The 25,219-nt window shown below is 56.1% G+C and carries 23 protein-coding genes; 8 read left to right on the forward strand and 15 right to left on the reverse strand.

What is annotated here, in order from left to right:
- Positions 1-48 precede the first annotated feature (48 nt).
- The 3 genes from F1C16_RS07565 to F1C16_RS07575 all read right to left on the reverse strand — a co-directional run bounded on the left by F1C16_RS07565 (position 49) and on the right by F1C16_RS07575 (position 2,669).
- Positions 49-525: a hypothetical protein gene (locus F1C16_RS07565; RefSeq protein ID WP_185283717.1), complete on the reverse strand. Its 477-nt coding sequence runs from the start codon at positions 523-525 to the stop codon at positions 49-51.
- A 35-nt stretch (positions 526-560) separates the two neighbouring features.
- Positions 561-1,151, reverse strand: coding sequence for a riboflavin synthase (locus tag F1C16_RS07570; RefSeq protein ID WP_185283718.1), 591 nt, complete (start codon positions 1,149-1,151; stop codon positions 561-563).
- Positions 1,152-1,262: 111 nt separating this feature from the next.
- A complete protein-coding gene (locus tag F1C16_RS07575; RefSeq protein ID WP_258049060.1) occupies positions 1,263-2,669 on the reverse strand; it encodes a sugar transferase in 1,407 nt (468 codons plus the stop codon).
- A gap of 170 nt (positions 2,670-2,839) precedes the next feature.
- On the opposite strand from F1C16_RS07575, the gene F1C16_RS07580 reads away from it, so the two are divergent.
- A complete protein-coding gene (locus tag F1C16_RS07580; RefSeq protein ID WP_185283720.1) occupies positions 2,840-3,493 on the forward strand; it encodes a protein-L-isoaspartate(D-aspartate) O-methyltransferase in 654 nt (217 codons plus the stop codon).
- A 145-nt stretch (positions 3,494-3,638) separates the two neighbouring features.
- Here the strand turns inward: F1C16_RS07580 and F1C16_RS07585 are convergent, their stop codons facing one another.
- A complete protein-coding gene (locus F1C16_RS07585) occupies positions 3,639-4,877 on the reverse strand; it encodes a serpin family protein (RefSeq protein ID WP_185283721.1) in 1,239 nt (412 codons plus the stop codon).
- Between the two features lie 131 nt (positions 4,878-5,008).
- Here F1C16_RS07585 and F1C16_RS07590 point away from each other — a divergent pair, with 131 nt between their 5' ends.
- The 3 genes from F1C16_RS07590 to F1C16_RS07600 all read left to right on the forward strand — a co-directional run bounded on the left by F1C16_RS07590 (position 5,009) and on the right by F1C16_RS07600 (position 7,463).
- Positions 5,009-6,070, forward strand: a complete 1,062-nt coding sequence (locus F1C16_RS07590) for a TlpA disulfide reductase family protein (protein WP_185283722.1) — start codon at positions 5,009-5,011, stop codon at positions 6,068-6,070.
- Between the two features lie 85 nt (positions 6,071-6,155).
- A complete protein-coding gene (locus F1C16_RS07595) occupies positions 6,156-6,671 on the forward strand; it encodes an acyl-CoA thioesterase (RefSeq protein ID WP_185283723.1) in 516 nt (171 codons plus the stop codon).
- Between the two features lie 3 nt (positions 6,672-6,674).
- Entirely contained in the window at positions 6,675-7,463 is a 789-nt protein-coding gene (locus F1C16_RS07600) for a hypothetical protein (protein ID WP_185283724.1), read from the forward strand.
- Positions 7,464-7,584: 121 nt separating this feature from the next.
- Here F1C16_RS07600 and F1C16_RS07605 read toward each other — a convergent pair whose 3' ends face one another.
- The 5 genes from F1C16_RS07605 to alaS all read right to left on the reverse strand — a co-directional run bounded on the left by F1C16_RS07605 (position 7,585) and on the right by alaS (position 15,213).
- Entirely contained in the window at positions 7,585-8,718 is a 1,134-nt protein-coding gene (locus F1C16_RS07605; RefSeq protein ID WP_185283725.1) for a TlpA disulfide reductase family protein, read from the reverse strand.
- A 175-nt stretch (positions 8,719-8,893) separates the two neighbouring features.
- Positions 8,894-9,910, reverse strand: coding sequence for a TlpA disulfide reductase family protein (locus F1C16_RS07610; RefSeq protein ID WP_185283726.1), 1,017 nt, complete (start codon positions 9,908-9,910; stop codon positions 8,894-8,896).
- Positions 9,911-10,088: 178 nt separating this feature from the next.
- Positions 10,089-11,576, reverse strand: coding sequence for an Asp-tRNA(Asn)/Glu-tRNA(Gln) amidotransferase subunit GatB (gatB, locus tag F1C16_RS07615; RefSeq protein ID WP_258049061.1), 1,488 nt, complete (start codon positions 11,574-11,576; stop codon positions 10,089-10,091).
- 59 nt (positions 11,577-11,635) lie between these two features.
- Complete coding sequence (locus tag F1C16_RS07620; protein ID WP_185283727.1) at positions 11,636-12,430, reverse strand: energy transducer TonB; 795 nt, start codon at positions 12,428-12,430, stop codon at positions 11,636-11,638.
- 101 nt (positions 12,431-12,531) lie between these two features.
- Entirely contained in the window at positions 12,532-15,213 is a 2,682-nt protein-coding gene (alaS, locus tag F1C16_RS07625) for an alanine--tRNA ligase (protein ID WP_185283728.1), read from the reverse strand.
- A 233-nt stretch (positions 15,214-15,446) separates the two neighbouring features.
- Here alaS and F1C16_RS07630 point away from each other — a divergent pair, with 233 nt between their 5' ends.
- From F1C16_RS07630 to F1C16_RS07640, 3 genes are all read left to right on the forward strand, one after another.
- Complete coding sequence (locus tag F1C16_RS07630; protein ID WP_185283729.1) at positions 15,447-15,851, forward strand: MerR family transcriptional regulator; 405 nt, start codon at positions 15,447-15,449, stop codon at positions 15,849-15,851.
- Between the two features lie 217 nt (positions 15,852-16,068).
- Positions 16,069-17,190 carry a DNA-processing protein DprA gene (gene dprA, locus F1C16_RS07635; protein WP_185283730.1) on the forward strand — a complete coding sequence of 374 codons (1,122 nt, stop codon included), beginning with the start codon at positions 16,069-16,071 and terminating at the stop codon, positions 17,188-17,190.
- A 50-nt stretch (positions 17,191-17,240) separates the two neighbouring features.
- Positions 17,241-18,104: an aminotransferase class IV gene (locus F1C16_RS07640; protein ID WP_185283731.1), complete on the forward strand. Its 864-nt coding sequence runs from the start codon at positions 17,241-17,243 to the stop codon at positions 18,102-18,104.
- Between the two features lie 18 nt (positions 18,105-18,122).
- Here F1C16_RS07640 and F1C16_RS07645 read toward each other — a convergent pair whose 3' ends face one another.
- The 6 genes from F1C16_RS07645 to F1C16_RS07670 all read right to left on the reverse strand — a co-directional run bounded on the left by F1C16_RS07645 (position 18,123) and on the right by F1C16_RS07670 (position 22,632).
- Positions 18,123-18,392 carry a hypothetical protein gene (locus F1C16_RS07645; RefSeq protein WP_185283732.1) on the reverse strand — a complete coding sequence of 90 codons (270 nt, stop codon included), beginning with the start codon at positions 18,390-18,392 and terminating at the stop codon, positions 18,123-18,125.
- 194 nt (positions 18,393-18,586) lie between these two features.
- Positions 18,587-19,144, reverse strand: a complete 558-nt coding sequence (locus F1C16_RS07650; RefSeq protein ID WP_185283733.1) for an energy transducer TonB — start codon at positions 19,142-19,144, stop codon at positions 18,587-18,589.
- A gap of 207 nt (positions 19,145-19,351) precedes the next feature.
- Positions 19,352-19,963 carry a TonB family protein gene (locus F1C16_RS07655; RefSeq protein WP_185283734.1) on the reverse strand — a complete coding sequence of 204 codons (612 nt, stop codon included), beginning with the start codon at positions 19,961-19,963 and terminating at the stop codon, positions 19,352-19,354.
- Positions 19,964-20,057: 94 nt separating this feature from the next.
- Complete coding sequence (locus F1C16_RS07660; RefSeq protein WP_185283735.1) at positions 20,058-20,852, reverse strand: thymidylate synthase; 795 nt, start codon at positions 20,850-20,852, stop codon at positions 20,058-20,060.
- A gap of 129 nt (positions 20,853-20,981) precedes the next feature.
- Positions 20,982-22,103, reverse strand: coding sequence for a type I restriction endonuclease (locus F1C16_RS07665; RefSeq protein WP_185283736.1), 1,122 nt, complete (start codon positions 22,101-22,103; stop codon positions 20,982-20,984).
- 100 nt (positions 22,104-22,203) lie between these two features.
- Positions 22,204-22,632, reverse strand: a complete 429-nt coding sequence (locus tag F1C16_RS07670; protein ID WP_258049062.1) for an SRPBCC family protein — start codon at positions 22,630-22,632, stop codon at positions 22,204-22,206.
- Positions 22,633-22,909: 277 nt separating this feature from the next.
- On the opposite strand from F1C16_RS07670, the gene F1C16_RS07675 reads away from it, so the two are divergent.
- Complete coding sequence (locus F1C16_RS07675; RefSeq protein ID WP_185283738.1) at positions 22,910-25,210, forward strand: RND family transporter; 2,301 nt, start codon at positions 22,910-22,912, stop codon at positions 25,208-25,210.
- Positions 25,211-25,219: the final 9 nt, after the last annotated feature.

The following is a 25,219-nucleotide window of genomic DNA, read 5'->3' on the forward strand; positions in this document are numbered from 1 at the left end:
CTATGCCAAGCGAGAGTGGTGGAATTTTCTTACTATTACTATACATGACTATTTTTTATTGGCATAGAAAGGATATATTCCACTTGGGATTAATAAGTCTATTCTCTTTTTTAAATCATTAAGCATATATCTATGACGAATAACAGCAATAAGCCAATTCAATCCACCCATAAATATTATTACAAAAACACTTAAAGCGATATTTTTAGTTAAAGCTTCTACTAATCCAGCAAAAACAAGTGCTGAAAGAAGTAGAAAATACATATATATTTTATATGAAATAAAAGTTTTACCTTCTTTTGAAAGTATATAAAATTCTCCTTTATCTATTGCCGACATAATGTTATTGCGCGACCTCCATTTTAATAAACGCGATTTGAATTCAAGGCCATTCTCCCATATTATTATATCATCTGCTGTTTTTTTCTCAATAAATTCCTTTACATATTTTAATACTGATTCATACTCATCCAAAGTTATATTCCTAGTGAGTTGAACACTATAACTTATAGAAAATGGAAACATATAAGTGCTAACTTAACAAATAATTTTTCTAATCTTTATTTACCCAGCAGCTTCGCTATGTACTTGCCTACGATGTCAAACTCCAGATTTACCCGGTCGCCGGGGCGCAGGTCCTGGAAGGTAGTGTGCTCGTAGGTGTAAGGAATGATGGCCACCGAAAAACCATCGTCGGCGCTATCGAAGCACGTGAGGCTGGTACCGTTGATGCAGATAGAGCCTTTTTCGACGGTGACGCGGCCGGGGCCAGGCGCGTGGCGGAAGCGGTAGCGCCAGCTGCCGTTCTGGTCCTCCACCGACTCGCACTCAGCTGTTAGGTCCACATGGCCTTGCACGATGTGACCGTCGAAACGGCCGTTGGCCGAGAGGCAGCGCTCCAGGTTCACGCGGCGGCCGGGCTGCCAGTTGGCTAGATTGGTTTTTTGCAGCGTCTCGTCGATAGCTGTGACAGTGTGCGTGCCAGCCACGGCATCTACGGCCACTACCGTCAGACACACGCCGTCGTGGGCCACGCTCTGGTCGATTTGCAGCTCCTCGGCAAAGGGCGATTCAACCGTAAAATGGATATTGGCTGCCTCGCGCCGCACGGCGGCAATGGTGCCCAGGGCTTCAATGATTCCGGTAAACACGTTTTTGATGTGCTGATTGGTGATGTGCTACTGTGTGGAATGAGAACAGATGATGAGACAGAACGTTTGGATTGATACGCCTATTTCAGCGTTTCACCCCCCTATCAAAAATCATTTCCCCCTACCCTCCACAATAATTTTAAGTGTGTAGAGGAGCACGCGCAGGTCCATAGCCAGGCTCATATTTTCGATGTAGAGAATATCGAACTTGAGGCGCTCTATCATCTGCGGGACGGTTTCGGCGTAGCCGTACTTCACTTGGCCCAGGGAGGTGAGGCCGGGGCGCACGCGGTGCAGGTGGCGATAGTGGGGCGCTATCTTGGCAATCTGCTCAATGTAATACCGCCGTTCGGGGCGGGGACCTACCACGCTCATATCCCCTTTCAACACGTTCCAGAACTGGGGCAGCTCGTCGAGGCGCACCTTGCGCATGAAACGCCCCCAGCGCGTAATGCGCGGGTCATGATCAGAGCTGAGGGCGGGGCCCATTTTCTCGGCGTCTACCACCATCGAGCGGAATTTATAGATCCGAAACGGCTCTCCATTGCGTCCAATGCGTTCCTGCGCGTAAAACACTGGTCCCGTAGAGGTTAGCTTCACCATCAGGGCCGTGAATAGGTAGATAGGCCAGGCCAGCAGCAGAAAGCTGATGGCCAAGCCTATGTCGCCGCTACGTTTGAGCACCGCTTGCCACACGGGCAACAGATCATGCTTGATCTCGATGAGCGGCGTCCCGAACAAGTGATTTACTTTCACCGAACCCAGCAACATCTGGTAAAGGTCGGGTAGCACGCTAATGCGCACGGGCACGCCTTGCAGAAGCGTTAGAATATCCTGAATCAGGCGGTGCTCGGAAGGCTCAATGGCAATAACCACCTGTTCGATCTTCTGCTCCGCGATGATGCTGACCAGCTCCTGGTAGGAGCCTACGCTCGGCAGCTCGGCGGCCAAGCGCGCATCGGGCTCCTCACCTACTTGCGCAAACCCCACCAGTCGCAGCCCCAGGTGCTGGCCCGTCCGGCGCAGGTCGTGGTAGGTGTCGTGGGCCAGCGCCTGCGCCCCTACCAGCAGAGTATTGAAGGAGATGATGCCGCTGCGCACCAGCCGCTGCACGCTCGATACAGCCCAGGTACGCAACACCGCCGTGAGCACAAAATGCAACAGAAAATAAACCGTAATGGTCTTATAATACAGCTGGTAACTATTAACCCCTTCGTCGTCGAGTAGCAGCGCGAAGAAGATAACCATGGCACCCGCCACCGACACGCGCCCCAATCGGATGACCTCCGTAAGGCGGGATTTGCGAAAAATATCGCGGTATTCGCCGATGAGCGCGTATAGAATGGTCCAGAAGGAGGCAATGAGCAGTGCTGAACCAAATAAGTACAACCACACTCCGGCTGTAAGATGGTAGCCTGTGCTGCTTTCGTTCAGTAAGTACTTGCGTATCAGGAAGAAGCAGATCCAGGCCAGCAGCGCCGCGCCGAAGTCGGCGGCCACCAGTTTAAGCTTCTGCAAAGTTCGGAGCAAGGGGAAGAAAGGAAAAGGTGAGGCGGAAAAAGCGGTTTTGTGGGGTCGAAACCGTAGTTTCGCAGCCCGTGCCGCCAGCCTGGCCCTGCGGGCTGGCCGGGCACAAAGGTAGGGCATACACTGGAACCCGCTACATCGCCCGGCCTCTTCCTTCCGCTATGGACTCCGACAGCTACCGGCACCGTGGCCAGCGACGCGCCCTCGCGGCCGAGCTGCGCCGCAAAGGCATTCACGACGAGCAAGTGCTCACGGCCATGCTGGCCGTGCCGCGCCATCAGTTTTTTGACCCTGCGTTTCAGGCCCACGCCTACCAGGACAAGGCCTTCCCCATCGGCGAAGGCCAGACCATCTCGCAGCCCTATACGGTGGCCTACCAGACGCAGCTGCTGCGCTTGGCGCCCACCGACCGGGTGCTGGAAATTGGCACTGGCTCGGGCTACCAGTGCTGCGTGCTGCTCCAGCTCACCTCCCAGGTGTTCAGCATTGAGTACAACCAAGTGCTGTTTGAGCGCACGCGCCGCCGCCTGGCCACCATGCACCAGCCGGCCCACCTGTTCTGCGGCGATGGCTCGCTGGGCCTACCCGCCCACGCTCCCTTCGACAAGATTCTCGTAACGGCCGGCTCGCCTACTATCCCGCGCCCCCTGCTGCGCCAGCTGCGGGTAGGCGGCGCACTGGTCATTCCCGTAGGCGACGCGCAAAGCCAGCGGATGTTGCGCGTGGTGCGCGAGAGCGGGGAAGAATTCGTGCGCGAGGAATTCGAGACCTTCCGCTTCGTGCCCCTGCTGGGTAGAGCCGGCTGGGAGGGGTAGGCGATGAGATGGTGAGTAACTATACGGCTGTCATCCTGAGCACAGCGAAGGACCTTCTCACGTGTGAACAAGTCGTAATAACGAGTATCGTTCACACGTGAGAAGGTCCTTCGCTGTGCTCAGGATGACAGCCCCACCCTTTTCCCTATTTCATCAACTGCCCAATGAAGAGAATGGCGTTGGAGGACTTTTCTCGGATTATAAATAGAAAAGGTCGATTAATCCACAATTCGGTCGGTGAACCAATACTATTATTCACCATGCCTACGGCCGTAGCAGCAGCGGCTTCAGTGCCCTCCTCATCTACCTCTACAAAGGTTTTATGCAGTACTTTACCAATAGCTAAATTACTGCGCCCTTCCAGCATCTTGCTGAAATTGGCTCTGTTGCCAAACGCCTCGTCCATACCAAGCTGTGTCAGCACCTCTTTGAGGTCTACTTCATACTCCAGCTTGAACTTAGGTAGGTGCAGCGGCAGACTCATGGTATCAGCGCGGGACAGGTAGGCGGCGAGCTTGGCACTGCTGAGGGTGGCAGTGAGGTCGGCCAGCGTGCGCGTGGCGGTGGGTTGCAGCAGCGTCAGGCTGTACTGGCGGTTGCCGTAGGGCAGGTCGATGAGCTGCATATCGGCGTCGGCGGCGTACAGGTAGCGGCCTTTTGTCAGCGCCATAAAGTCCCGGGAGATAGTGCTGCCGTCTTCCAGGTAGAAAGACGCTTTCTTCGTTTCTTTCTTATCGAAGGTATACGTCCAGGTGCCTTTAAAGTAGAGCGCATTCACCAAGTACAAGGCATCGTCGCTCGTGGTCTGCTTGATTAGGTCCTTGATTCTGCCGTTGGTTTTGCTTTCCACCCACTCGTTAATCGTGTTTTTTGTGCTGCTTTCGGCGAAGTTCACCCCCTGCACCTTGGCGTCGAAATACGTTTGGCTGAGCTGCACGAAGGGCGCTTGCAGCTTGTACTGCTGGGCATACCAGAGCGAGTTGGCCGCGGCGAAGTTCACCTTTTTGTCTACCCCTTGCAGCAGCGCAAACAGGCTTTTGTACGACTGGCTGATTTCCTCGTTGGTGGCAGTTGGCGCGTAGCCCAGCGTTTGGCGCATAGCCTCCTTGGTCGTTCCATCGGCGCCGTTGTAGGTCATGGTGAGGGCCGCGGAGATGCTTAGGGGCGAGATGAACAGGTTTTCGCCTCCTTCACTCTTGCGCAGCGCAGCAAAGCTGCGGAAGGCGAAATCGTTGGCGCTACCAACGGTTTGCGACTCCTGCGCCGTGAGGGGCCGCACGTTGGGCGCGTTGTCAGGCGAAACGTCGCCGTCGGTTTGGCACCCGGCCAGCAGCGCGGCGCTAAGTAGAACCAGCACCTTCGTTTTTGTAAATAGCTTTTGCATACTGCCTTACTTATCTGAAATAGAAAAACACTGTCTTCGGACAAACTTTCATTGAAGAGTCTGCCGGCTGGTAATTAGTTGCATAGAGTTGTGCCTATATTGTTGGCATCTCCATCTCATTATTCCTTTCTATGCTGACCCGTACTATTCTTCTCGCATTCCTGGGCTTGAGTCTGGCTACCCCTACCCTTGCGCAACAGGCGCAGCCGAGCCGCGTCACTGGCAACATCAAAGGCTTAGGCAACAAACCCGTAGTGTTTTTCTACGAACACAACGGCCACCAGCTACACGACACCGTGCGTGCGGTGAATGACCGCTTTACCTACACCGCCTACCCCAGCGACGACGGCACCGTCAACATGAAACTCGTACCGTGGTACTTTACATCCATTTGGAACGAGCCGGGCCGGATAACCGTCACAGGTGATATAGCCAGTGTGGAACGAATAGCCGTTACAGGCACGCCGGAAAACAATTGGAGCACGCAGTATTACCAGCGCAGCGGATGGAAACTGCAGCAACGTATGGAGGCTCACCCAGACTCGGCGAAAGCCTTACAGACGCTGGACGGGAAATTTGCCCGAGCGTTCATCCAAGCCCACCCACAGGCCCGCACGAGTGCTGACTTGCTCTATTCGCAAGCCAGGGTAGTAAACGACCAGCCTGTAGAAACGTACGAGCAGCTGCTGCGCGGTTTGTCGCCCGCGGTGCGCGCCAGCGTGCAGGGGCAAGCCGCGGCCAGTCGTGTAGCCTCCTTGCGCAATCGGCCGCAGGTGGGCCTCCCGGCACCCAACTTCACCATGCCCGATACGGCCGGAGTGGCCGTGTCGCTGGATAAATTCAAGGGGCAATATGTGCTGCTCGATTTCTGGGGCCACTGGTGCGGCCCGTGCATCCAATCGATGCCGCACCTGAAGGAATTGCAAGCCCGGTATGCTTCCCAATTGGCCGTAGTGGGCATTGGAATGGAACATAAAGATGATAAGAGCAATTGGCTAAACGCTATCCGCAAGCACCAGTTGCGCTGGACGCAGCTTTCGGAGCTGAATACCGACAAGGGCGTGATCGAGCAGTATGATATCAACGCGTTTCCTACCTACATGCTGCTCGACAAGCAAGGCATAGTACTGGTAAAGAGCAACGATTTAGCGGCGGTTGAGGAGAAGTTGAAAGCACTTGCTCCAATGCCATAGCGGCTGTTTTACCGCTTTCCTGCCAACATACCCGGCGCGGCTGCCTATCTTTGCGGCTCTTTTCGCCTACTCTCGCCTACCCCCAATGCGCAAGCAAAAACCCGTTAAAGAATCCTTCGTGAGCATGACCGAGCTGGTGCTGCCCAACGACACCAACACGCTCAACAACCTGATGGGTGGCCGCATGATGCACCTGATGGACATTGCCGCCGCCGTATCGGCACAGCGCCACAGCAACCGCATTGTGGTCACGGCCTCGGTGGATAACGTGTCGTTTCGGGAGGGAATCCGGCTGGGTAGCGTGGTGACGCTGGAGGCGCAGGTGACGCGCGCGTTCAGCTCCTCGATGGAGGTACATATTGACGTGTGGGCCGAGGATATTCCCAGCGGCACCAAAGTGAAATCCAACGAGGCCTTTTTCACCTTTGTGGCCGTGGATCAGTCGGGCCGCCCTATCGACGTGCCCGATGCCCTCCCTGAAACGCCCGAGGAAATGCGCCTCTTCGACGGGGCCCTCCAGCGCCGGCAGTTACGCCTGGTACTGGCCGGCCGCATGCAACCCTCGGATGCTACAGAGCTGAAGGCCTTATTTGACCTGTAAATCATGAATCACGACGCGGCTCTGGCTTTTTATCAGCAGTTCTACGCCGACCTCACACTCTATGTAGTGCCCGAGGTAGGGGAAGAGAAGGCTGCGCCAATAGCAAAAGCTGCCGCACCACAGCCGGCGCAGGCACCTACCCCAGCGCCGGCTACGCCCGTGCCGCCTACCCCACTAGCTGCCGCGCCAGTACCACCGCCCGCCACGCCGCTGGTTGCAGCCCCAACACCGCCCGTAAGCCGCCCGGCTGCTTCGGTGCCGCCCGTTACGCCACTAATAAGCCGTCCACCGGTTACGGTGCCCAGTAGTGCCCCAACCCCACCGCCTGCGCCCCCTGTTACCAGAATTGCGCCGCTGGCTGCCCCCGCTCCGCCCCAGCGCACGGCTCCTCCACTCACCCAAACGCCTTTCTCTACCCTAGGCAGCAACGCCCGCGGCATCGTGATTCTGGTGCGCCTGGATGCGGTGAAGTTTCAGCGCCTACCCCGGCACGTGTTCCTGAACAACGTGCTGAAGGCCATCGGGCAAATTGTGGAAGACACGGTGCTCATCAACGTGGAATCGCACTTGCCGGTGGCCCTGAGCACGTTGCGCACCAAGCTGGAGGCCAAGCAGATTATCGGCTTCGGCAAAAACCTGCTCGACGTGGCCGTGCACAAAACTCAGCTCTACGAGCCTGTCATTTTGGTCGGCGACGCCGCCTACCTCCCCGCTGCCGAACTAGATGTGATTGAGGAAGACCAAGGCCGTAAAAAGCTGCTCTGGAACGCCATGAAACGCATGTTCCTGTAGGGGCCGTTGTACGCGCCCATCGTTGCTGACGACTGCATATCGTTGACAAAAACACAAAAACGCCCGCTGAACGAATTCAGCGGGCGTTTTTTATGCAACGTTAGGCGGCTGTAAGCCGCCCCTACTTCATCACCTGGGCCAGCTTAGCTTCCAGCGCCGGGCCGCGCAGATTTTTGCCGATGATGCGACCCTGCGGGTCAAGCAGATACGACTGCGGAATTGCCTCAATCTTATAGGTTTGCGCCGCCGCGCTCTGCCAGTACTGCAAATCTGATACGTGCGTCCAAGTCAGGTTGTCTTTGGCAATGGCGTTCACCCACTTGTCGCGGCTTTGGTCCAGCGACACGCTGTAGACGGTAAAGCCTTTGTCCTTGTATTTCTGATAGGCGCGCACCACGTTTGGGTTTTCCTGGCGGCAGGGGCCGCACCACGAGGCCCAGAAATCCAGCAGCACGTACTTGCCGCGCAGGCTGCTCAGGGGTACCACGTTGCCCTCTGGGGTAGGCAGTTTGATGTCGGGTGCTACAGCGCCGGTGGCGGTAGCGCGAGAGGCATCCACCTTGGTGGTCAGCGCCTTAGCATAGCGCGACTCGGGGTCGGCAGCTTTCAGAGCCGTGGCCACGGTATCGGCCAGACCAAAGTTATCATCCGGGTTCAGCACAGCCGTCAGCACAAAGCCCGACACCACGGAGCCCGGATGCTGGCGTACCAAACGGCGCACACCTGCTTGCCCACGCTCTTGGATTTGCTGGGCTTCCTGCTGAATCGCGGCCACCGAATCGGCCTGGCCTGCCTGCCGGGCCTGTACGAAGCGTTGCTCCAGGCGGTCCATGCTGGTTTTGTTCATCTGCAACGCGTTGCTCACTTGCTGCAACAGCTCCGAGTCGGGCGAGCCCTGCACGGTGTAGCTGTTGTTGAGCTTGCTGGCATCGCCGCGTAGCGTGAGTTTGGTTTGATTGTCGAGCGCTACCAAGGCTTGGTTGGTGTCGTCTACCTTCACCTGATAAATGCTAGGCGCCGGGGTGGTACCCGTGAAGGTGAAGCGCCCTTTCTCGTCAATAGTAGCTGTATCGCGCGAAACGAGCTGATTATCTTCCAATTCAGCTAAATACACTTTGGCGCCTGACGTGGCGTTCGTTAACTCGCCGTTGATTTGATAACCAATGCTATTTCCAGCGTTAGAGGTAGGCGAAGTAGCTTTGTTACAGGCGTTTGCCATACCAAGCAGGGCACCAAACAGCAACAGACTTTTCATGGGAGGGTGGTTCATTCGAGGAAAGCGGGGTCAAAACGCCAAGGCGTTTAAATAGAATTGACGGAAAAGACAGCGTTTGCGGCCGCAAGTTGCGGATTTTGGACGGAATCCACGGCTTTTGGCGCGTCCTTCGTTTGCTACAACCCAAATCAGCCGCGCAGGTTCCCGAAGTGGGTCAATCCAACGGAATATAGCTGGCAATGCGCGAGCCTAAGGTATGCCCATGCAGATTGCGGGCCAGCACCCTACCCTCCGGATCAAGCAGTAGGTTGAAGGGCAGTGTAGTCACCCCAAAGGCCCGCGCTACTGCGCTTTGCTCGCCCTCGGCCGCCCGCACTTGCACGCCGGGCAGGCTGTCTGTCGCCAGCGCACGGCGCCACTTTGCAGCCTCCTCGTCCAGCGACACGCCGTAGTAAGCCAGCCCCCGCCCGCGAAACAGCCGGTGGATTTTCTGTAGCTCCGGGCTGTGGTGCTCTTCACGGCAGGGGCCACACCACGAAGCCCAGAAATCCAGCAATACATATTGCCCGCGCAGGCTGCTTAGCTTCACCGTTTTGCCATTGGCGGTGGGTAGGGCTATTTCTGGCACCTGCGTACCGGGCGCGGTGAGGCGGTAGGCGCATTGCCATTGATAGAGTCCGAACGCAGCCCGGCTGGAGTCGCCAGCAAGCCGGAAGCGCGTGGTTATAGAGTCCAGAAAATCGTCGGGCGCACCAGCGGCGCTTAGGTCCCATACCACACTCGGAGCGAGGTAGGACGTAGCATAGCGGCGCACAATACGGGGTTTCTCGGCGGGCGTTGCCCGAGTCAGCGCTTGCATAAAGTCAGCTTCTGGCGAGCCTTGCCAGTGCGCACCGCCTGCATCAGTGGTCAGCGTCAGGTGGGCGTGGTTGTCGAGCGGTACGAGAAAGATGCGGGCATCGGCGCCGGGCACGCGCAGCACCAGCCGGTAGAGGCCTGGCGCGGGTACTTGTCCTCGCAGCGTAAAACGGCCGTTGGCATCGAGGGCCGCTGAATCCAGCCGCGTCGTACTACCTACCTGCTGCTCCAGCACTACACGGCTCTGCGGTGCCGTGGGTCGAATGCTCCCCTGAATTTCATAGCCTGTAGCCGATGCCTCAGATGGCGCTTGGGTAGCTGGTCGGCAGCTTAGCAGTAGGAGCCCAGAAAGCAGTAATAGAGAAATACGCATGGAGCATCCATTGAAAAAGAAGAAAAACGCCTGTCATCCTGCGCTTGCGAAGGACCTTATCACGCTAGAACGAGTCGTTGTTACGGTAATCGTTCTGCCGTGATAAGGTCCTTCGCAAGCGCAGGATGACAGGCGTTTTTCTATAAACCTAATACTTAACTACTCATTTACTCGCAGCTTACGCGTCCAGCGCCTTGCGCAGGAGCTGGTTGGCCATTTTGGGGTCGGCTTTGCCACCGGTGAGCTTCATCAACTCGCCCATAAACATGCCCGTCAGCGACTTTTTACCCGCTTTGTACTCGGCTACCTTGGCCGGGTTGGCGGCCAGCACCTGCTGAATTTGGGCTTCCAGCGCCCCAGCGTCCGACTGCTGCAACAGACCCAGTTGCTCAGCGGCGCCGGTTACGTTGGCCGTGGGGTGCTCCAGCAGGTAGGGAAACAGCTGCTTGGAAGCCACCGAGTGGTTTACTTTGCCTTCATCAATCAGCTCAATGATGCCAGCCAGGTGCTGCGCCGTGAGCGGGAACTCAGCCATGGGTAGGGCACGCTCGTTGAGGTAGGCCTTTACCGGACCGGTCACCCAGTTGGCGGCAGCTTTGGCGTTGGGCGTTAGGCGGGTGAGCTCGTCGAAGAACAAGGCCACGTCCTTTTCGGCCGTCAGCACGTTGGCGTCGTAATCCGAGAGGCTCAGCTCGCCCGTGAAGCGGGCGTAGAGCTGCTGGGGCAATGCCGGCAAGCTGGCCTGGATGCGGTGCAGCCACTCATCGTCGATGACTACCGGGGGTAGGTCGGGCTCGGGGAAGTAGCGGTAGTCGTTCATCGTTTCCTTGCTCCGCTGGCCGTTGGTGATGCCGCTGGCCGCGTCGAAACCGCGGGTTTCGCTGATGATTTCCTCACCGGCTTCCAACAGGGCAATCTGCCGCTCAATCTCGTAGTCGATGGCGCGCTGCACGTTGCGGAAGGAGTTCATATTCTTCACTTCCACCTTCATCCCGAACTTGTCGGCGCCTTTCAGCATCACCGATACGTTGGCGTCGCAGCGCAGAGAGCCTTCTTCCATGTTGCCGTCGCACACTTCCAGGTACTCCACCAGCTTCTTGATTTCGGCCAGGTAGGCGTAGGCTTCGTCGGCGGTGCGCAGGTCCGGCTCGCTCACAATCTCAATGAGCGGCACGCCGGCGCGGTTCAAATCCACCAGCGTCTCTACCTCGCCCGCCAAGTGCATAGACTTGCCCGCGTCTTCCTCCATGTGAATGCGCGTGATGCCAATGCGCTTCGGCTCGGCGCCCGTCACCCGAATATCCACGTGGCCGCCGGTGCAGATCGGGGTTTTATCCTGCGTGATCTGGTAGCCCTTGGGAAGGTCGGGGTAGAAGTAGTTTTTGCGAGCAAACAGGTTGTCGCGCGTGATCTGGCAGCTGGTGGCGAGACCCATTTTCATGGCGTACTCCACGGCCGTGTAGTTCACCTTGGGCAGCGTGCCGGGGTGACCCAACGTAATCACACTCAGGTTGTTGTTCGGCATAGCGCCGTACTCGTTTTCATCCGAGGAGTACATCTTGCTGTGCGTGAGCAGCTGCGCGTGTACTTCGAGGCCGATGACCGGCTGGTATTTGGCTTTGATGCTTTCGTCCATAGTAAGGTGCAAGTTAAACATAGAAGCCATAATCGGTCGGCTACGTTGGTCATTAACTTCACCCGCGTACTACACAAGGCATTCTCAGTTTAATTAGCAGAAATACGCTTTTTGATCTTCTTGTCTTGAATAGCAAATGTAACGGGCACCGTGAAACTCACATTAACTGGGTTGCCGTCCTGATAACCGGGTTCCCATGCTGGTAGGCTAGCAATAACTCGGGCCGCTTCATTATCAATAGAAGGGTGTATGCCTTGTTTAATACGTACATCGCGCACAACTCCTAGTGTATCTACGTAAAAATCAATGAATACCTTACCCTGAATATTTCTTCTTAAAGCTTCTGCAGGGTAGCGCAGATTCTTACCTATAAATTGAAGCATTCCATTAAAGCCACCTAAAGGTGGTGAAGGCATCTTTTCGAACGCGTAGAATGCAACAGGTTTCCCAGCAGTATCAAAACATTCGCCGCTTACACTTTCCCCTTCTTTATATACCTCGCGGCGCTTTAATGTGCCGTTTGCGTGATAAGAAACAAGCTCACCATCCCACTTACCATGGGTGACGCGCGCACGGCGTCGCAGTTGGCCGCTTTCGTACCACATTTCGCTTATTCCATGCACGGTATGCAGACGGATGTTTTCACATTCACTACGCCATTTTAACTGGCCGTTGCCATAATAGCCTTGCACAACACCCCTGATACTATCTTGATAAATTGACTCACTCCATTCAACTGCGCCTTCAGTGGAAGGCAGCTTCTTACCGTCTGCATCAAAGTATTCCTTGACTGTATGCGGCTCATTATTTATTTGAGCAGCGGCATGATAACTACTAAAGCACCCAACTATTAGTAAAGAAAAAAACACGTAAAACTTCTTCATTTAAAAACGATTTTAAAATAGTTGTGCATACAAACGCGGGGCTGAACACTCTAAATAGGTGTTCAGCCCCGCGTTTGTATGCACAACTATTACGCCAGTGCCTACCCTACCAGCTCCTCGGCTTTGCCGATAGCCGCCGCCAACCCGGCAACGTTCTTTCCACCAGCCGTAGCGAAGAACGGCTGGCCGCCACCGCCACCCTGAATTTCCTTGGCCAGCGTGCCAATCAGGGTTTTGGCGTTGAGCTTACCGACTTTAGCGATTTCGTCGTCCAGAATTACGGCTAATTGGGGCTTACCGTCGATGTCGGCGCCGAGGACGGCTACGAGGTTGGGCACTACCTGGCGCAGGTCGTAGGCGAGCTTCTTGAGGGCATCGGCAGAGCGGGCGGGCACCTGCGCAGCAATGAGCTGCACGCCGCCTACTGCTTTCGCTTGCGAAGCTAGCTGATCTTTCAACTGACCAAGTTGCTGATTTTCGGCTTGTTCCAACTGCTTGCGCAAGGCAATATTTTCCTCGCCTACCTTTTGCAGGCTAGGAAGCAAGTGCTGAGGATTTCCCAGTAATTCGCGCACCTGACGCAGCAAATCTAGCTGCTGATCCACGTAGGCCTCGGCAGCGTCGGCCGTTACGGCCTCGATGCGGCGTACGCCCGCGCCTACCGCCGACTCGCTCGTGATTTTGAAGAAGCCGATTTCGCCGGTGGCGCGCACGTGAATGCCGCCGCACAGCTCTACTGAGTACTCTTTATCGAAGGTGATGACGCGCACAAAGTCGCCGTACTTCTCCCCAAACAGGGCCATAGCGCCCAGCGTTTTAGCTTCGGCAATGGGCACGTTGCGGCGCTCGTCCAGCGGAATTTGCTGACGGATGCGCTCGTTCACGATCTGCTCAATTTCGCGCAGCTGCTCGTCGGTTACCTTGGTGAAGTGCGAGAAGTCGAAGCGCAGGAGCTTGTCGTTTACCAGGGAGCCTTTCTGCTGCACGTGCTCACCCAGCACGCGGCGCAGGGCAGCTTGCAGCAAGTGTGTGGCCGTGTGGTTTTTGCGAATCAGAGCGCGACGGCTACTGTCGATGCGGGCCGTGAACTCACCTTCCAAGTCCTCGGGTAGGGGCAACTCCAGCACGGTGTGCACGATGAGGTCATTTTCCTTGCGCGTGTCAATCACGCGTACCCGCGACAGGCCGCCTTCCAGGTAGCCCGTGTCGCCTACCTGCCCGCCCGACTCGGCGTAGAACGGCGTTTGGTCGAGCACTACGTGGTACTCGGTTTTGCCTTTTTGCGTCACTTTGCGGTAGCGCAGCAGGCGGGCGGAGGCTTCCTCCACGTCGTAGCCCACAAATACGGGCAGCTCGCCGTTGTCGGAGTTCACTACTACCCAGTCGCTCTGCTCGCTTTCCTGAGCATTGCGCGAGCGGTTTTTCTGGGCTTCCAGTTCCTTCTGAAAACCGGCCTCGTCTACCGTCAGGCCCTTTTCGCGGGCGATGAGGGCCGTGAGGTCAAGTGGGAAGCCAAACGTATCAGACAGTTCGAAAGCCGTTTTGCCGTCGATGGTGTTGCCTTGGCTTTTGAAGCCTTCTTCCAGCGCGTCAATGCGGCGCAGGCCGTTTTCCAGCGTTTTCAGGAAGCTGATTTCCTCTTCCTCAATCACGCGCTGCACAAACTGCTGCTGCGCTTTCAGCTCAGGGAAGATACTAGCCATCTGATCGGCCAACACCGGCACCAGCTTATACAGGAAGGGCTGCTTCTGATTGAGCGACGAAAACGCGTAGCGCACGGCACGGCGCAGGATGCGGCGAATCACGTAGCCAGCCTTCACGTTGCTGGGCAGCTGGCCGTCGGCAATGGTGAAGCTGATGGCGCGGATGTGGTCGGCAATGACGCGGATGGCGATGTCCGTTTTCTCGTTTTCCGTGGCGGGCTGGTCATTCACGGTGGCCGGGGCAGTGCCGTGGTACTCTACACCGGCTTCCCTGGCAATGAACTGAATCAGCGGCTGGAATACGTCGGTGTCGTAGTTCGACTTCACGCCCGACACGGCCATCATCAGGCGCTCAAAGCCCATGCCGGTATCCACGTGCTGCGCGGGCAGCTTGACGAGCGACTTATCGGCCAGACGCTGGAACTCCATGAACACGTTGTTCCAGATTTCCACTACCTGCGGGTGGTCGGCATTCACTAGCTCACGGCCGGGCTTTTGGGCTACCTCGTCGTCGGAGCGCAGGTCGATGTGGATTTCGGTGCAGGGGCCGCAGGGGCCGGTATCGCCCATCTCCCAGAAGTTGTCCTTCTTGTTGCCGGGCAGGATGCGGTCCTCGGTGGTGTACTGGCGCCACAGGTTCTGCGTTTCGGTGTCGGCGGCCAGTTGGTCGCCCTCGTCGCCCTGGAAGTAGGTGACGTAGAGGCGGTCTTTGGGCAGCTTATACACGTCAGTCAGCAGTTCCCAGGCCCAGGCAATGGCTTCAGTTTTGAAATAGTCACCAAACGACCAGTTGCCCAGCATCTCGAACAGGGTGTGGTGGTAGGTGTCGTAGCCTACCTCCTCCAGGTCGTTGTGCTTGCCCGATACGCGCAGGCACTTCTGGGTGTCGGCCACGCGCTTGTAGGGGGCGGGCTTGTTGCCGAGGAAGTAATCCTTGAACGGGGCCATGCCCGAGTTGACGAACAGCAGGGTAGGGTCGTCTTTGAGCACCAGCGGCGCTGAGGGCACAATGTGGTGGCCTTTGGAGGCAAAGAAGTCGAGAAACTGCTGGCGAACGTGCGAAGCCTTGGGGAGTGACATAGGGAAGGAACGCCGGGTTTCGGCCCGGCAAATCGTGAGGGTTCGTGGTACGCAGGCCGCTTTGTGGTTGATAGCGGCCCGTTTTTTGGTAGTTTGCAGCTTTGCGAAAAGCCGTTCTGGCAAAGTTAGCAAATGTAGGGGCGCGTTGCACGCGCCCGTCGTTGCTGCCGATGCCAATGGCCTTTTCCGTCGTGCCACGACGGGCGCATGCAACGCGCCCCTACCCCCGACCAATGCCGTACAAAGAGCGCGAGATCAAGAAAGAATATTACACCATTGGCGAGGTGGCGCGCATGTTCGAGGTGGCGCCCTCGCTGATTCGGTTCTGGGAAACGGAGTTTGAGGACCTCAGCCCGCGCAAAAACCGCAAGGGCAACCGCCTCTACACGCCCCAGGACATTGAGACGTTCCGCACCATTTACCACCTGGTAAAAGAGCGCGGCTACACCATCCCCGGCGCCCGCGACCTGATGCGCCAGCGCGGCCCCCAACTCAAGGAACGCATGGAAGTGGCGCACTCGCTGGAGAAGGTGCGTGGGTTTCTGGTGGAACTGCGCAAACAGTTGGATGGACTTGGGAAGAATCCTACGTCTGCCTCACCCTCCAATCCCCTCTCCGAAAAGGAGATGGGAGACTAGAGCAAGTTTTAAAAGCTAGCTCCCCTCCTTGAAAAAGGAGGGGTTGGGGGTATTCCAATCGTTGCACTGTTTATAGCTCTATTTTTATTTCTAACTGTAGCAGAACCACCCCCAACCCCTCCTTGGAAAAAGGAGGGGAGCTAATACTAGTACTAAAAACTAGCTGCTAATCCTCCCTCTTCTTTTCGGAGAGGAGGTTAGGGGTGAGAATTACCACATGCACGACGATATCCTCCTCCACGAAGTCGCCCTGACGCTGTTTCCCGGTATTGGGCCGCAGCTTACGCGACAGCTGATGAGCTACGGCAGCTCCGCCAAAAACGTGCTGCACCTGCCGCCGGGCAAGCTGCGTAAGGTTCCGGGGGTAGGGCCAAAAGCCGTGGCCACGCTCACTGGCGCGGAGCGTACTACAGCTCTGCGCCGGGCCGAGGAAACCCTGCGCCGCGCCGAGAAGGAGGGCGTGCAGTTGCTGTTCTACACCAGCAAGCAGTTTCCGAAGCGCCTCAAGCAGCTACCCGACGCTCCTACCCTCCTCTACTATCAGGGCACTGCCGACTTGAACACGCCTAAAACAGTTGGTATTGTGGGCACGCGCCAAGCCACCGATTACGGCCGCGAGCAAACCGAGAAGCTAGTGCTGGGCTTCGTACCGCATCAACCCCTGGTAATAAGCGGCTTAGCCTATGGTATCGACATCTTTGCCCACCGCGCTGCCTTGCAGGAAGGCTTGGAAACAGTAGGCGTGATGGCCACTGGGCTGGACATACTCTACCCCCCTGCCCACCGCAAAACTGCCGAGAAGATGCGCACGCAGGGCGGTTTACTCACAGAGTTTCCCTTCGGCACCCAGCCCGATAAGTACAACTTCCCCGCACGGAACCGCATTATTGCTGGGCTTTCTGATGGCACGGTGGTGGTAGAAGCGGCCCGCAAAGGCGGTGCGCTCATCACCGCCGAGCTGGCCATCAGCTACGATCGTGAGGTACTGGCCCTACCCGGCCCCTTAGGTAGCCCCGCCTCCGCCGGCTGCCACGACCTCATCAAGGCCCACAAAGCCGCGCTCTACGCCGAACCCAAAGACCTGGAAGAATTGCTGAATTGGGATGCCGCCCTGCACCAGTCGGGCAAGTTTCAGGCTGCTCCTACCTACTCGCCCCACGATTTCACGGCGGAGGAATTCAAGCTTATCGAGCTACTTGTAGTGCTCAAAGAAGAGTTGCTGGATAACCTAAGTTGGAAAGCGCAGTTGCCTGTAAACCAGGTTGCCACGCTGTTGCTGGGGTTGGAGTTTAGAGGGATAGTGAAAGCGCTGCCAGGCAAAAAATTTGTGCTCACATAGGAACAACTGAGCGGAAGAGTGACTGAGTGATGGTGTAGATTATCCATATTGTGCAGCCAAAACAGCCACTCAGTCACTCGCCCGTGCTGCTCTACAACGACCACCTGCTACCCGCGGCCGACCTCGCCCTGCCCCTACCCAACCGCGGGCTACAGTTCAACGACGGCTTTTTCGAAACGCTGGTCTGGGCCGCCGATACCGTGCGCTACCTGTCGCACCACCTACGGCGGATGCGGGCAGCGGCTGTTGCGCTGCATCTGCCGCTGCCGCCCGCCCTGGCCGACGCCCCTTCCCTTGTAGCCACCATGCGGCGCGTGACGGCTGCCAATTCGCTAACCGAGGCCCGGGTGCGGATACAGCTTTGGCGCGGTGGCGGTGGTCTGTACTCCCCGCCGCCCGCTGCCCCTACCGAGTACCTCGTTGCGGCCCTACCCTTTCAGCCCAACGACCAGCCGATCAATCAGGCTGGCTTTGCTCGGGAGACGCACACGTTTCATACGCCGCTATCGTTTTGCAAGGGGCCGCACGCGCTCTACTACGTACGGGCCGGATTGGAGCGGCAAACGCGCGGCCTGGATGAACTGCTGTTGCTGGACGCCACTGGGCACGTGGCAGAAGCCGTATCGGCGGCGGTGTTTTGGGTGCGAGAAGGGCAGCTATACACACCCGCTCTGGCAACGGGCTGCGTGGCGGGAGTACGCCGGGCGCATCTGCTGGCTGTGGCTCACCAACAGGGCCTACCCTGCCAGGAAGGCTTATTCACTCCCGATCAACTACTAGCCGCCGAAGCCGTTTTTACGGCCAACGTAGCCGGAATACGCCCCATAGAGCGTTTAGAGGGCAGTACGTTCGCTTCAGCAATGCATCCGTTGCTAGGGGCACTCCGCCAGTGGGAAACCGACGAAACTAGCTAGTAAGCTACCTTACAGACTTCAGGTACAAGGCGAATCAGTAGCCGGCGGCAAGTCGAACCGGGTAGGGAGAGTACCGCTGGAACGACAGCGTAATTGGAGCCAGCTGGCTTCGAACTCGGCCAAATCTGCCTCCGTGACTTCGTTGATGCGTAAAATGTCGGCACGGGGCCGCTCATTCGCATCCAGAGCGTACAAAGCTATCCAGGCGCGGTACTGGCGGGGCAGACCGCTTGGTCCACCCTCATGCCCCATCGTAGCACCAGAAGAAAAATTAGGAATAACCCACATGAATGGCAGATACGAAATCCACCGCAATATTGGATTTTATTTTTGAAGTATAAATTTCAAAAACATCAACATGCCCAGTAATTGCTCACGGCATATATTTTTCAACATATTCAACAATATAATTACATACCATATATAATTATATTAATAAAACATAATTTGCGTATCGTAGAAATAATATAATTTTTCAAATTTTATTGCAATGAGAAACTAGCACTGAGCTCCTCCTCCGATGTGCTAGACGCCGGCTCGAATTTTAGCATCCGAAATACGCGTTGGGCTTCGTTGGCCAGGGCGTCCATAGCGGCGGGGGGCATGTTGGTGTTATAGCCCGGAATGGGGCGCGGCTCCACTGCTACTACCGATGTACGACTCACGTGCCCATCGGGTGCTATTTGCAGCCGAATGAGCACGTTACCCTGGGCACCTGCCATGGCGGCGGCGGTCGGATAACGGCTGTTGTTCGCGAAGAACTCCACCGACGTGTTATCCTCTTCCAACGGTTTGTGCGCCTTCATGCGCTGCGTCAGGCCGCGCTTAATGAGCCTAGACTGCTCTACCTTAGGAACCTCTATGGCAACGGTATCCCGCACTACGGGTGTAGGCTTGGGCTTGGAAGCCGGCCGTTTGCGCCGGGGGGTTATAGGGGCAGGTGGATCGGCCGTCCAAGTATTAAAGTTCTGGGCTTTCGCCTCGGCCGTGGCCAGTAGCGTCAGCAAGCAAATAACCGGGTAGTAGAACCATTTTTTCATCGCACTAGACTGCATTGAACTTTATAATATGCTCGAACGACCAATTATCATTAGTCGTTCTCACAGAGCGCAACATAAAACTGCACGCAAGTGGTGCCCCCTTTGCTGCAATTTTATCTTGTTTTATGCCTAAAAATACAAAGTTTACGGCAAACTATGGCCTTCCGAACCACCATTATCGCATCTTCTACCACCCGTCTGAAATGCCTACTGGATAACGTAGCGTACGGGTACGTCTTCTTGGGTGGTGCCTGCGGCGGGCTCAAAATGCAGCCCCCACAGCAGATCTGCGGCACCTTGGCGCATGGCAGCCTTACCCGCCGCCGCAGACGCTTCTTTGCCGGTAGGCGCCTGCCGAATATCTGCACTCAGCACCTCCGAATCAATCACATCCCCGGCCGAGTTGACGTTGAGGCGCACCAGCACCTGCCCCGATAGTCCTGCCTGCAAGGCTGTGGCGGGGTAGCGCAAGTGCTGCCACGCGTAGCGATAAAACTCTGCATCGGGGGCACTATAGGCGCTGGCCCGTACGCGTTGCCCCAACCCACGCCGTAAGGGCTTGGAGTAGGCTGCCACAGCAGGCGGCGTACGCCGGACCGGCTCGGGGGTGGCAGTAACTACTGGCAGCGTGGCATCGGCAGTGGCCGCAGCCCGCTTACCCGACTTACGAATGGGTGTATCGGTAGGACTGCTGGTGCCACCTTCCCAACGGTTGAAGGACATTTGCGCGTAACCGGCCTGGGCCAGTAATACCAGCGCGCCTACTGGCAACCAACGCTGGGCACGGGTCTTAAGGGAGTAAAGGTTAGTTGTTGTCATATCCTGAGCAGCACGTTAACGAGATGAAATAGGAATTTACCCATTCTACTCCATTAACGCTGCAAAGTTACCGCCCGGTATGCTCGACCAAATATTACACGGCCACCGACGCCTTAATAGCGGGCCAGGGGTCGTAGTTTTCCAGCTTGAAATCGTTGTACTGAAAGCCGAAAATGTCCGTTACCTCCGGGTTCAGACGCATCTGGGGTAGCGGGCGCGGCGTGCGGGTGAGCTGCTCGCGGGCCTGCTCCAAGTGGTTGCTATACAAGTGAGTGTCGCCGCCGGTCCAGATGAAGTCGCCGGGTTGCAGGCCCGCTACCTGCGCCAGCATGAGCGTGAGCAGGGCGTAGCTGGCAATGTTGAAGGGCACACCCAGGAACACGTCGGCCGAGCGCTGGTAGAGCTGGCAGGAAAGTTTGCCATCGGCCACGTAGAATTGGAAGAGGGCATGGCAGGGCTGGAGCTTCATATCGGGCAGGTCGGCCACGTTCCAGGCCGAGACCAAGATGCGGCGCGAGTCGGGCTGCTCGCGCAGCAGGCGCACTACTTCGCTGATCTGGTCGATGGTTTCGCCGTTGGGGGCGGCCCAGCTGCGCCACTGTTTGCCGTACACGGGGCCTAGCTCGCCGTTGGCGTCGGCCCACTCGTCCCAGATTTTCACGCCGTGCTCTTTGAGGTAGGCAATGTTGGTATCGCCCTGCAAAAACCACAATAGCTCGTGAATGATACTTTTTAGGTGCACCTTTTTAGTGGTCACCAGGGGGAAGCCCTCCTGCAAGTTGAAGCGCATCTGGTAGCCAAATACCGAGAGCGTGCCGGTGCCGGTACGGTCGGTTTTTTGGGTGCCGTGGTCGAGAATGTGCTGGAGGAGGGTGTGGTATTGGTGCATGGGGAATGATTCGGGGCAACAAGAAAGCCTTGTAGAAGCTTCAGTGTTTTCAACACGTTGGGGCCAAAAATAAAGAAAACCTGCCGGCACGGACAGGTTTTCTTTATAAGAAACTGACAACCAATAGAATTAACCAGCAGGCACTTCTGTTAATTTCGATTCGTATCGTTGAACAGTTGCTCGAATCCGGGAAGCAAGTCCATACAGATCATCTAGTGAACTAATATCAACCCGTTCGCCACCTTCTACATCGAATACAGTTACAAACTTCTTGCTGCTATTAAAGTGTAATCGACAGATTGGCTTACGGTTATTATCATCGAGCAGAATACCACAATACGATTGCACATCACGCATTACCACTCGATTGACTGGCACTGTCTTACGCAGAATGGCCCGGACAATCATAAAGCCTTCTGTTTCTTCCACTGTCGTTACAATATCCCTATCCTTTGTTTCGACTTCGGGGGCTGTCTCAGCTACTTTCGGCTCTACAATAGCTATTGCAGGCAAATCAGTTGTCAGCAATGGTTGCCCGGTGTCAAGCATAGCTGACCGTAGCCGAGAAGTTATTTTATCGTTGAGAAACTGATGGAAAGAGCGATGCACCAGTATAGCAAACTGCTCTTTTAATTTGGGTGTCAGTACACCATCATATACCTGTTTCGAGACGAAATTTATGAAGTCGGGCGAGGGTTGTGTGAATTGTTCATCGAAGTATTTTTTGAAAGCCCGCATATATTTTAAATTATATGCAGCGAAAAGCATGTCTTCTATGCTGAATGAGGCCTTACTCAGTTTCTTAATTTCAGCAACGTCATTTTCTTGAAAATTAAACAGATCAAATTCCATGAACGGACGCTCATCCATTTTATTCGGCTGTTCCAAGTCAGTGAACAGCTTATAAGTAGTGCCATTCGTTAGCACTGCAATGCGAGCCTCTGTTACATGGAAGTAGCGAAACAATTGACTAGCGTGATTAATACTTAAATCACCGCTTACTGGCTTGCATTCGACAAGGATAATAGGCTTACCATCACGCATAATGGCATAATCTATCTTCTCACCTTTTTTAGTACCGATGTCACAAACAAATTCCGGTACTACCTCAGTCGGATCAAAGACGTTGTATCCTAACGCATTGATAAAGGGCATAACCAATGCGTTTTTTGTGGCCTCTTCCGTTTGAATGTGGCCAATCTGTTTTTGCGCTCGTGCAGCTAGATTGGTAAGTTGGTCAATAAGCTCCATGTATCGATTTTATAAAAATTGTAAGATTCTGAAATCTAATATTCTTATGTAAACTCTCCAAATAAAAGTCACATCCTAATGACTAAATCAATTCCCTATGTTATTTAAGGTTATCCATCAAAGGTAAAACCTCTCGCCAAGCCTCAGTTTCAGCATAGTGCTTTATCACACTGCAACGCTCTTTCAGAAAATGAGTCAGGTAGCGTTTCATAAACAACGTATCTACCGCTTTTCCTACCCATCCCAACGGAGAAGCAAACTCGAATACATCACGCATGAGCGTAGTATTGCCCTGCTTCTCGAAATGATGCTCGTGGCGCATGCGCTGAAAAGCACCTTGCTGCATCTCGTCGCAGAAGTAAATGGGGGTTTCCAGTTCGGTTACTTTACTGGTTAAAGTTTGCCAAATACCAAAGTGCTGTGCCCGAAATGTGACCGTATCGCCAAGCTGCAATATTCCGCTTCGTACACCAGCCACAATGCTTTCCTTTGTTTGTTGAGTTGATACCGTATGCAGATCAACGCTCAAAGCCAACAAGAAGCAGCGTTTTTGAGGCGCCTGGATTACTGTCTCTATTTTTATAAGCGGCATTCTTACTTCACTGAGAATTTGTAATTCAGCTTTTCTTTCGTCTGCCTACCCCCGGCATCAGCACTACACAACATAGGATATACCAAGGGCTTTTCATTTCTAAATAGAATAGCTCGCGGAAACAAATAGCAAAAAACAACGGTTGGCCTTCGGCGGTCCTTAAGGTAAGCAGAACGCTGCGTACTCGTTCCTGCTTGAGCCGCCCTCCTACCCTATGCCTACTCGCCGATTTGCCTACCCTATCCTGCTGGCCCTGTTTCTCCTCACGGGCCTAGCGGGTTACTTTGCCGCCCAGCTGCGTTTCAACTACAATTTCAACGATTTCTACCCCGCCGGCGACCCAGACCTAGCCTATTACGAGCAGTACGCCCAGCGCTTCGGTAACGACAACGACTACGTGCTGCTGGGCCTGGAAGCCCCCGCGGGCAAGACTGTTTTCGACCCGCAGTTTCTGGTGCGCGTCGATTCGCTGACGCAGTTTGTGCGGCGGCGGCCCCACGTGGTCAGCGTCACGTCGCCTACCACCGCCACCAACCCCGTGGTGGAAGGGCTGGGCGTGTTCAACATTCCCTATTTCCACCCCGGCGACCCAGACCCGGCGCGGCGGGCGCAGGACTCGGCCACCGTGTACCGCACGCCGGGGCTGGTGGGCAACCTGATTTCGCCGGATGCCCGCGCCGCTACCGTGCTGCTGCAAACCTCGCCCAACCTCGCCAAGCCGCCCGGCGACTCGCTGCTAGCGGCCGTGCGCCGGGAGCTGACGCGCCAGGGCTTCGCGGAAACCGACTACCACCTAGCCGGCAAAATGGTGGCGCAATCCGTGTTTGTGGACCGCTTGCAGGTGGAGTTGGCGCTATTCATGTCGCTGTCGGTCATTCTGGTGACGGCCCTGCTGTGGTTTACCTTCCGGACGTGGTGGGGCGTGGTGCTACCCTTAGTGGTGGTGCTGGGCGCCATTGTGTGGGGTCTGGGTGCGATGGGTGCGGCCGGTATCAGCATTGATTTGATGACGGCCCTGCTGCCAGTGATGCTGTTCGTGGTGGGCATGTCCGATACCATCCACATCATCACGCGCTACGTGACGGAGTTGGGCTACGGCACCGAGAAACGGGCCGCGCTGTGGGTCACCTTGAAAGAATCGGGCTTTGGGTCGGGGCTGTCGGCGCTGACCACCAGCATCGGCTTTTTCACGCTGATGACCAGCACCATCCGGCCGATTTATAACTTCGGGCTGTTTACGGGCATTTCCGTGCTGCTCACGTTTGTGCTCAGCTTCACGCTTTTACCCGCCATGCTGCTGTTGCTGCGCAAACCCCAGTTGCGGGTGCCGCGCCAGGAAGGCCGCAGCTGGGACGGCGTGCTGGGCCGCCTGTTCCGGCAGGTACTGGCGCGGCGGCAGCTGGTAGTGGCTGTGAGTGCCGTGGTATTGATTGCCTCGGTGGCGTCGGCCTCGCGCATCCGCATCAACTCGGCGCTGCTGGATGATTTGTCGCAAAACGACCCGGTGAAGCAAGATTTCCGGTTTTTTGAACGGCAGTTCGCCGGCGTGCGGCCTTTTGAAATGGCCCTTACGCCAGCGACGGGCGGTTCGGTGCTCACCCTACCCGTATTGCGCCAGACCGAGCAGATCGAGACCTACCTCCAACGCACCTACGGCCTGCGTTTCGTGGCCTCGCCCGTAACGCTGGTGAAATCGGTGCGCAAAGCCCTGAACGGCGGTGACATAGCCGAGTACCGCCTACCCGACTCCGACGCCGAGTTGCAACGCCTGCTGCGCCGGGCCAAGCCGTTTCGGAAGAAGCCCGAGTTCCAGGCGCTGGTCCTACCCGATGGCTCGGAGGGTAGGCTAACCGGCCGCATGCCCGACGTGGGCAGCCTGCGCGCTGGCGCCCTCAACGCCGACCTGCGCCAGTTTCTGCGTCAGCGCATTGACTCCACCATCGTGCAAACCCGCCTCACCGGCTCGGCCAACCTCATCGACAAAAACAATGAGAACCTGTCTTTGAACATGATAACCGGCATGAGCATCGACATTCTGATGGTGACGCTGATTGTGCTGACCCTGTTCCGCTCCATTCGCATGACGCTGATTGTGCTGATTCCCAACCTAGTACCCATCCTGATAGTAGCGGGCGTGATGGGCGTAGCCGGCGTGAGCATGAAGGTGAGCACCAGCATCATCTTCACCATTGCCTTCGGTATTGCCGTGGACGATACCATTCACTTTATCAGCAAGTTGAAACTGGTGTTGCTGAAAGAAGACAGCCTGTTCCGGGCCGTACGCAAAACCTACCTCATGGCCGGCAAGGCGGTCATTGTCACGTCGTTGATTCTGGTAGGCGGCTTCTCTACCCTAATTTTCTCGTCGTTCGACGGCACGTTCTACGTGGGCCTGCTCATTGGCCTCACGCTCCTGTTTGGGGTAGTGGCTGAGTTGACATTGCTGCCCATTCTGATTCTGTGGTTCTACCGCCACCAGCCCGCCGCTGTACGCGAGGCGGTACCGGTTTCGTAGGATTAGAAG

This window comes from Hymenobacter sp. NBH84 (assembly GCF_014217645.1).
Lineage (GTDB): Bacteria > Bacteroidota > Bacteroidia > Cytophagales > Hymenobacteraceae > Hymenobacter > Hymenobacter profundi.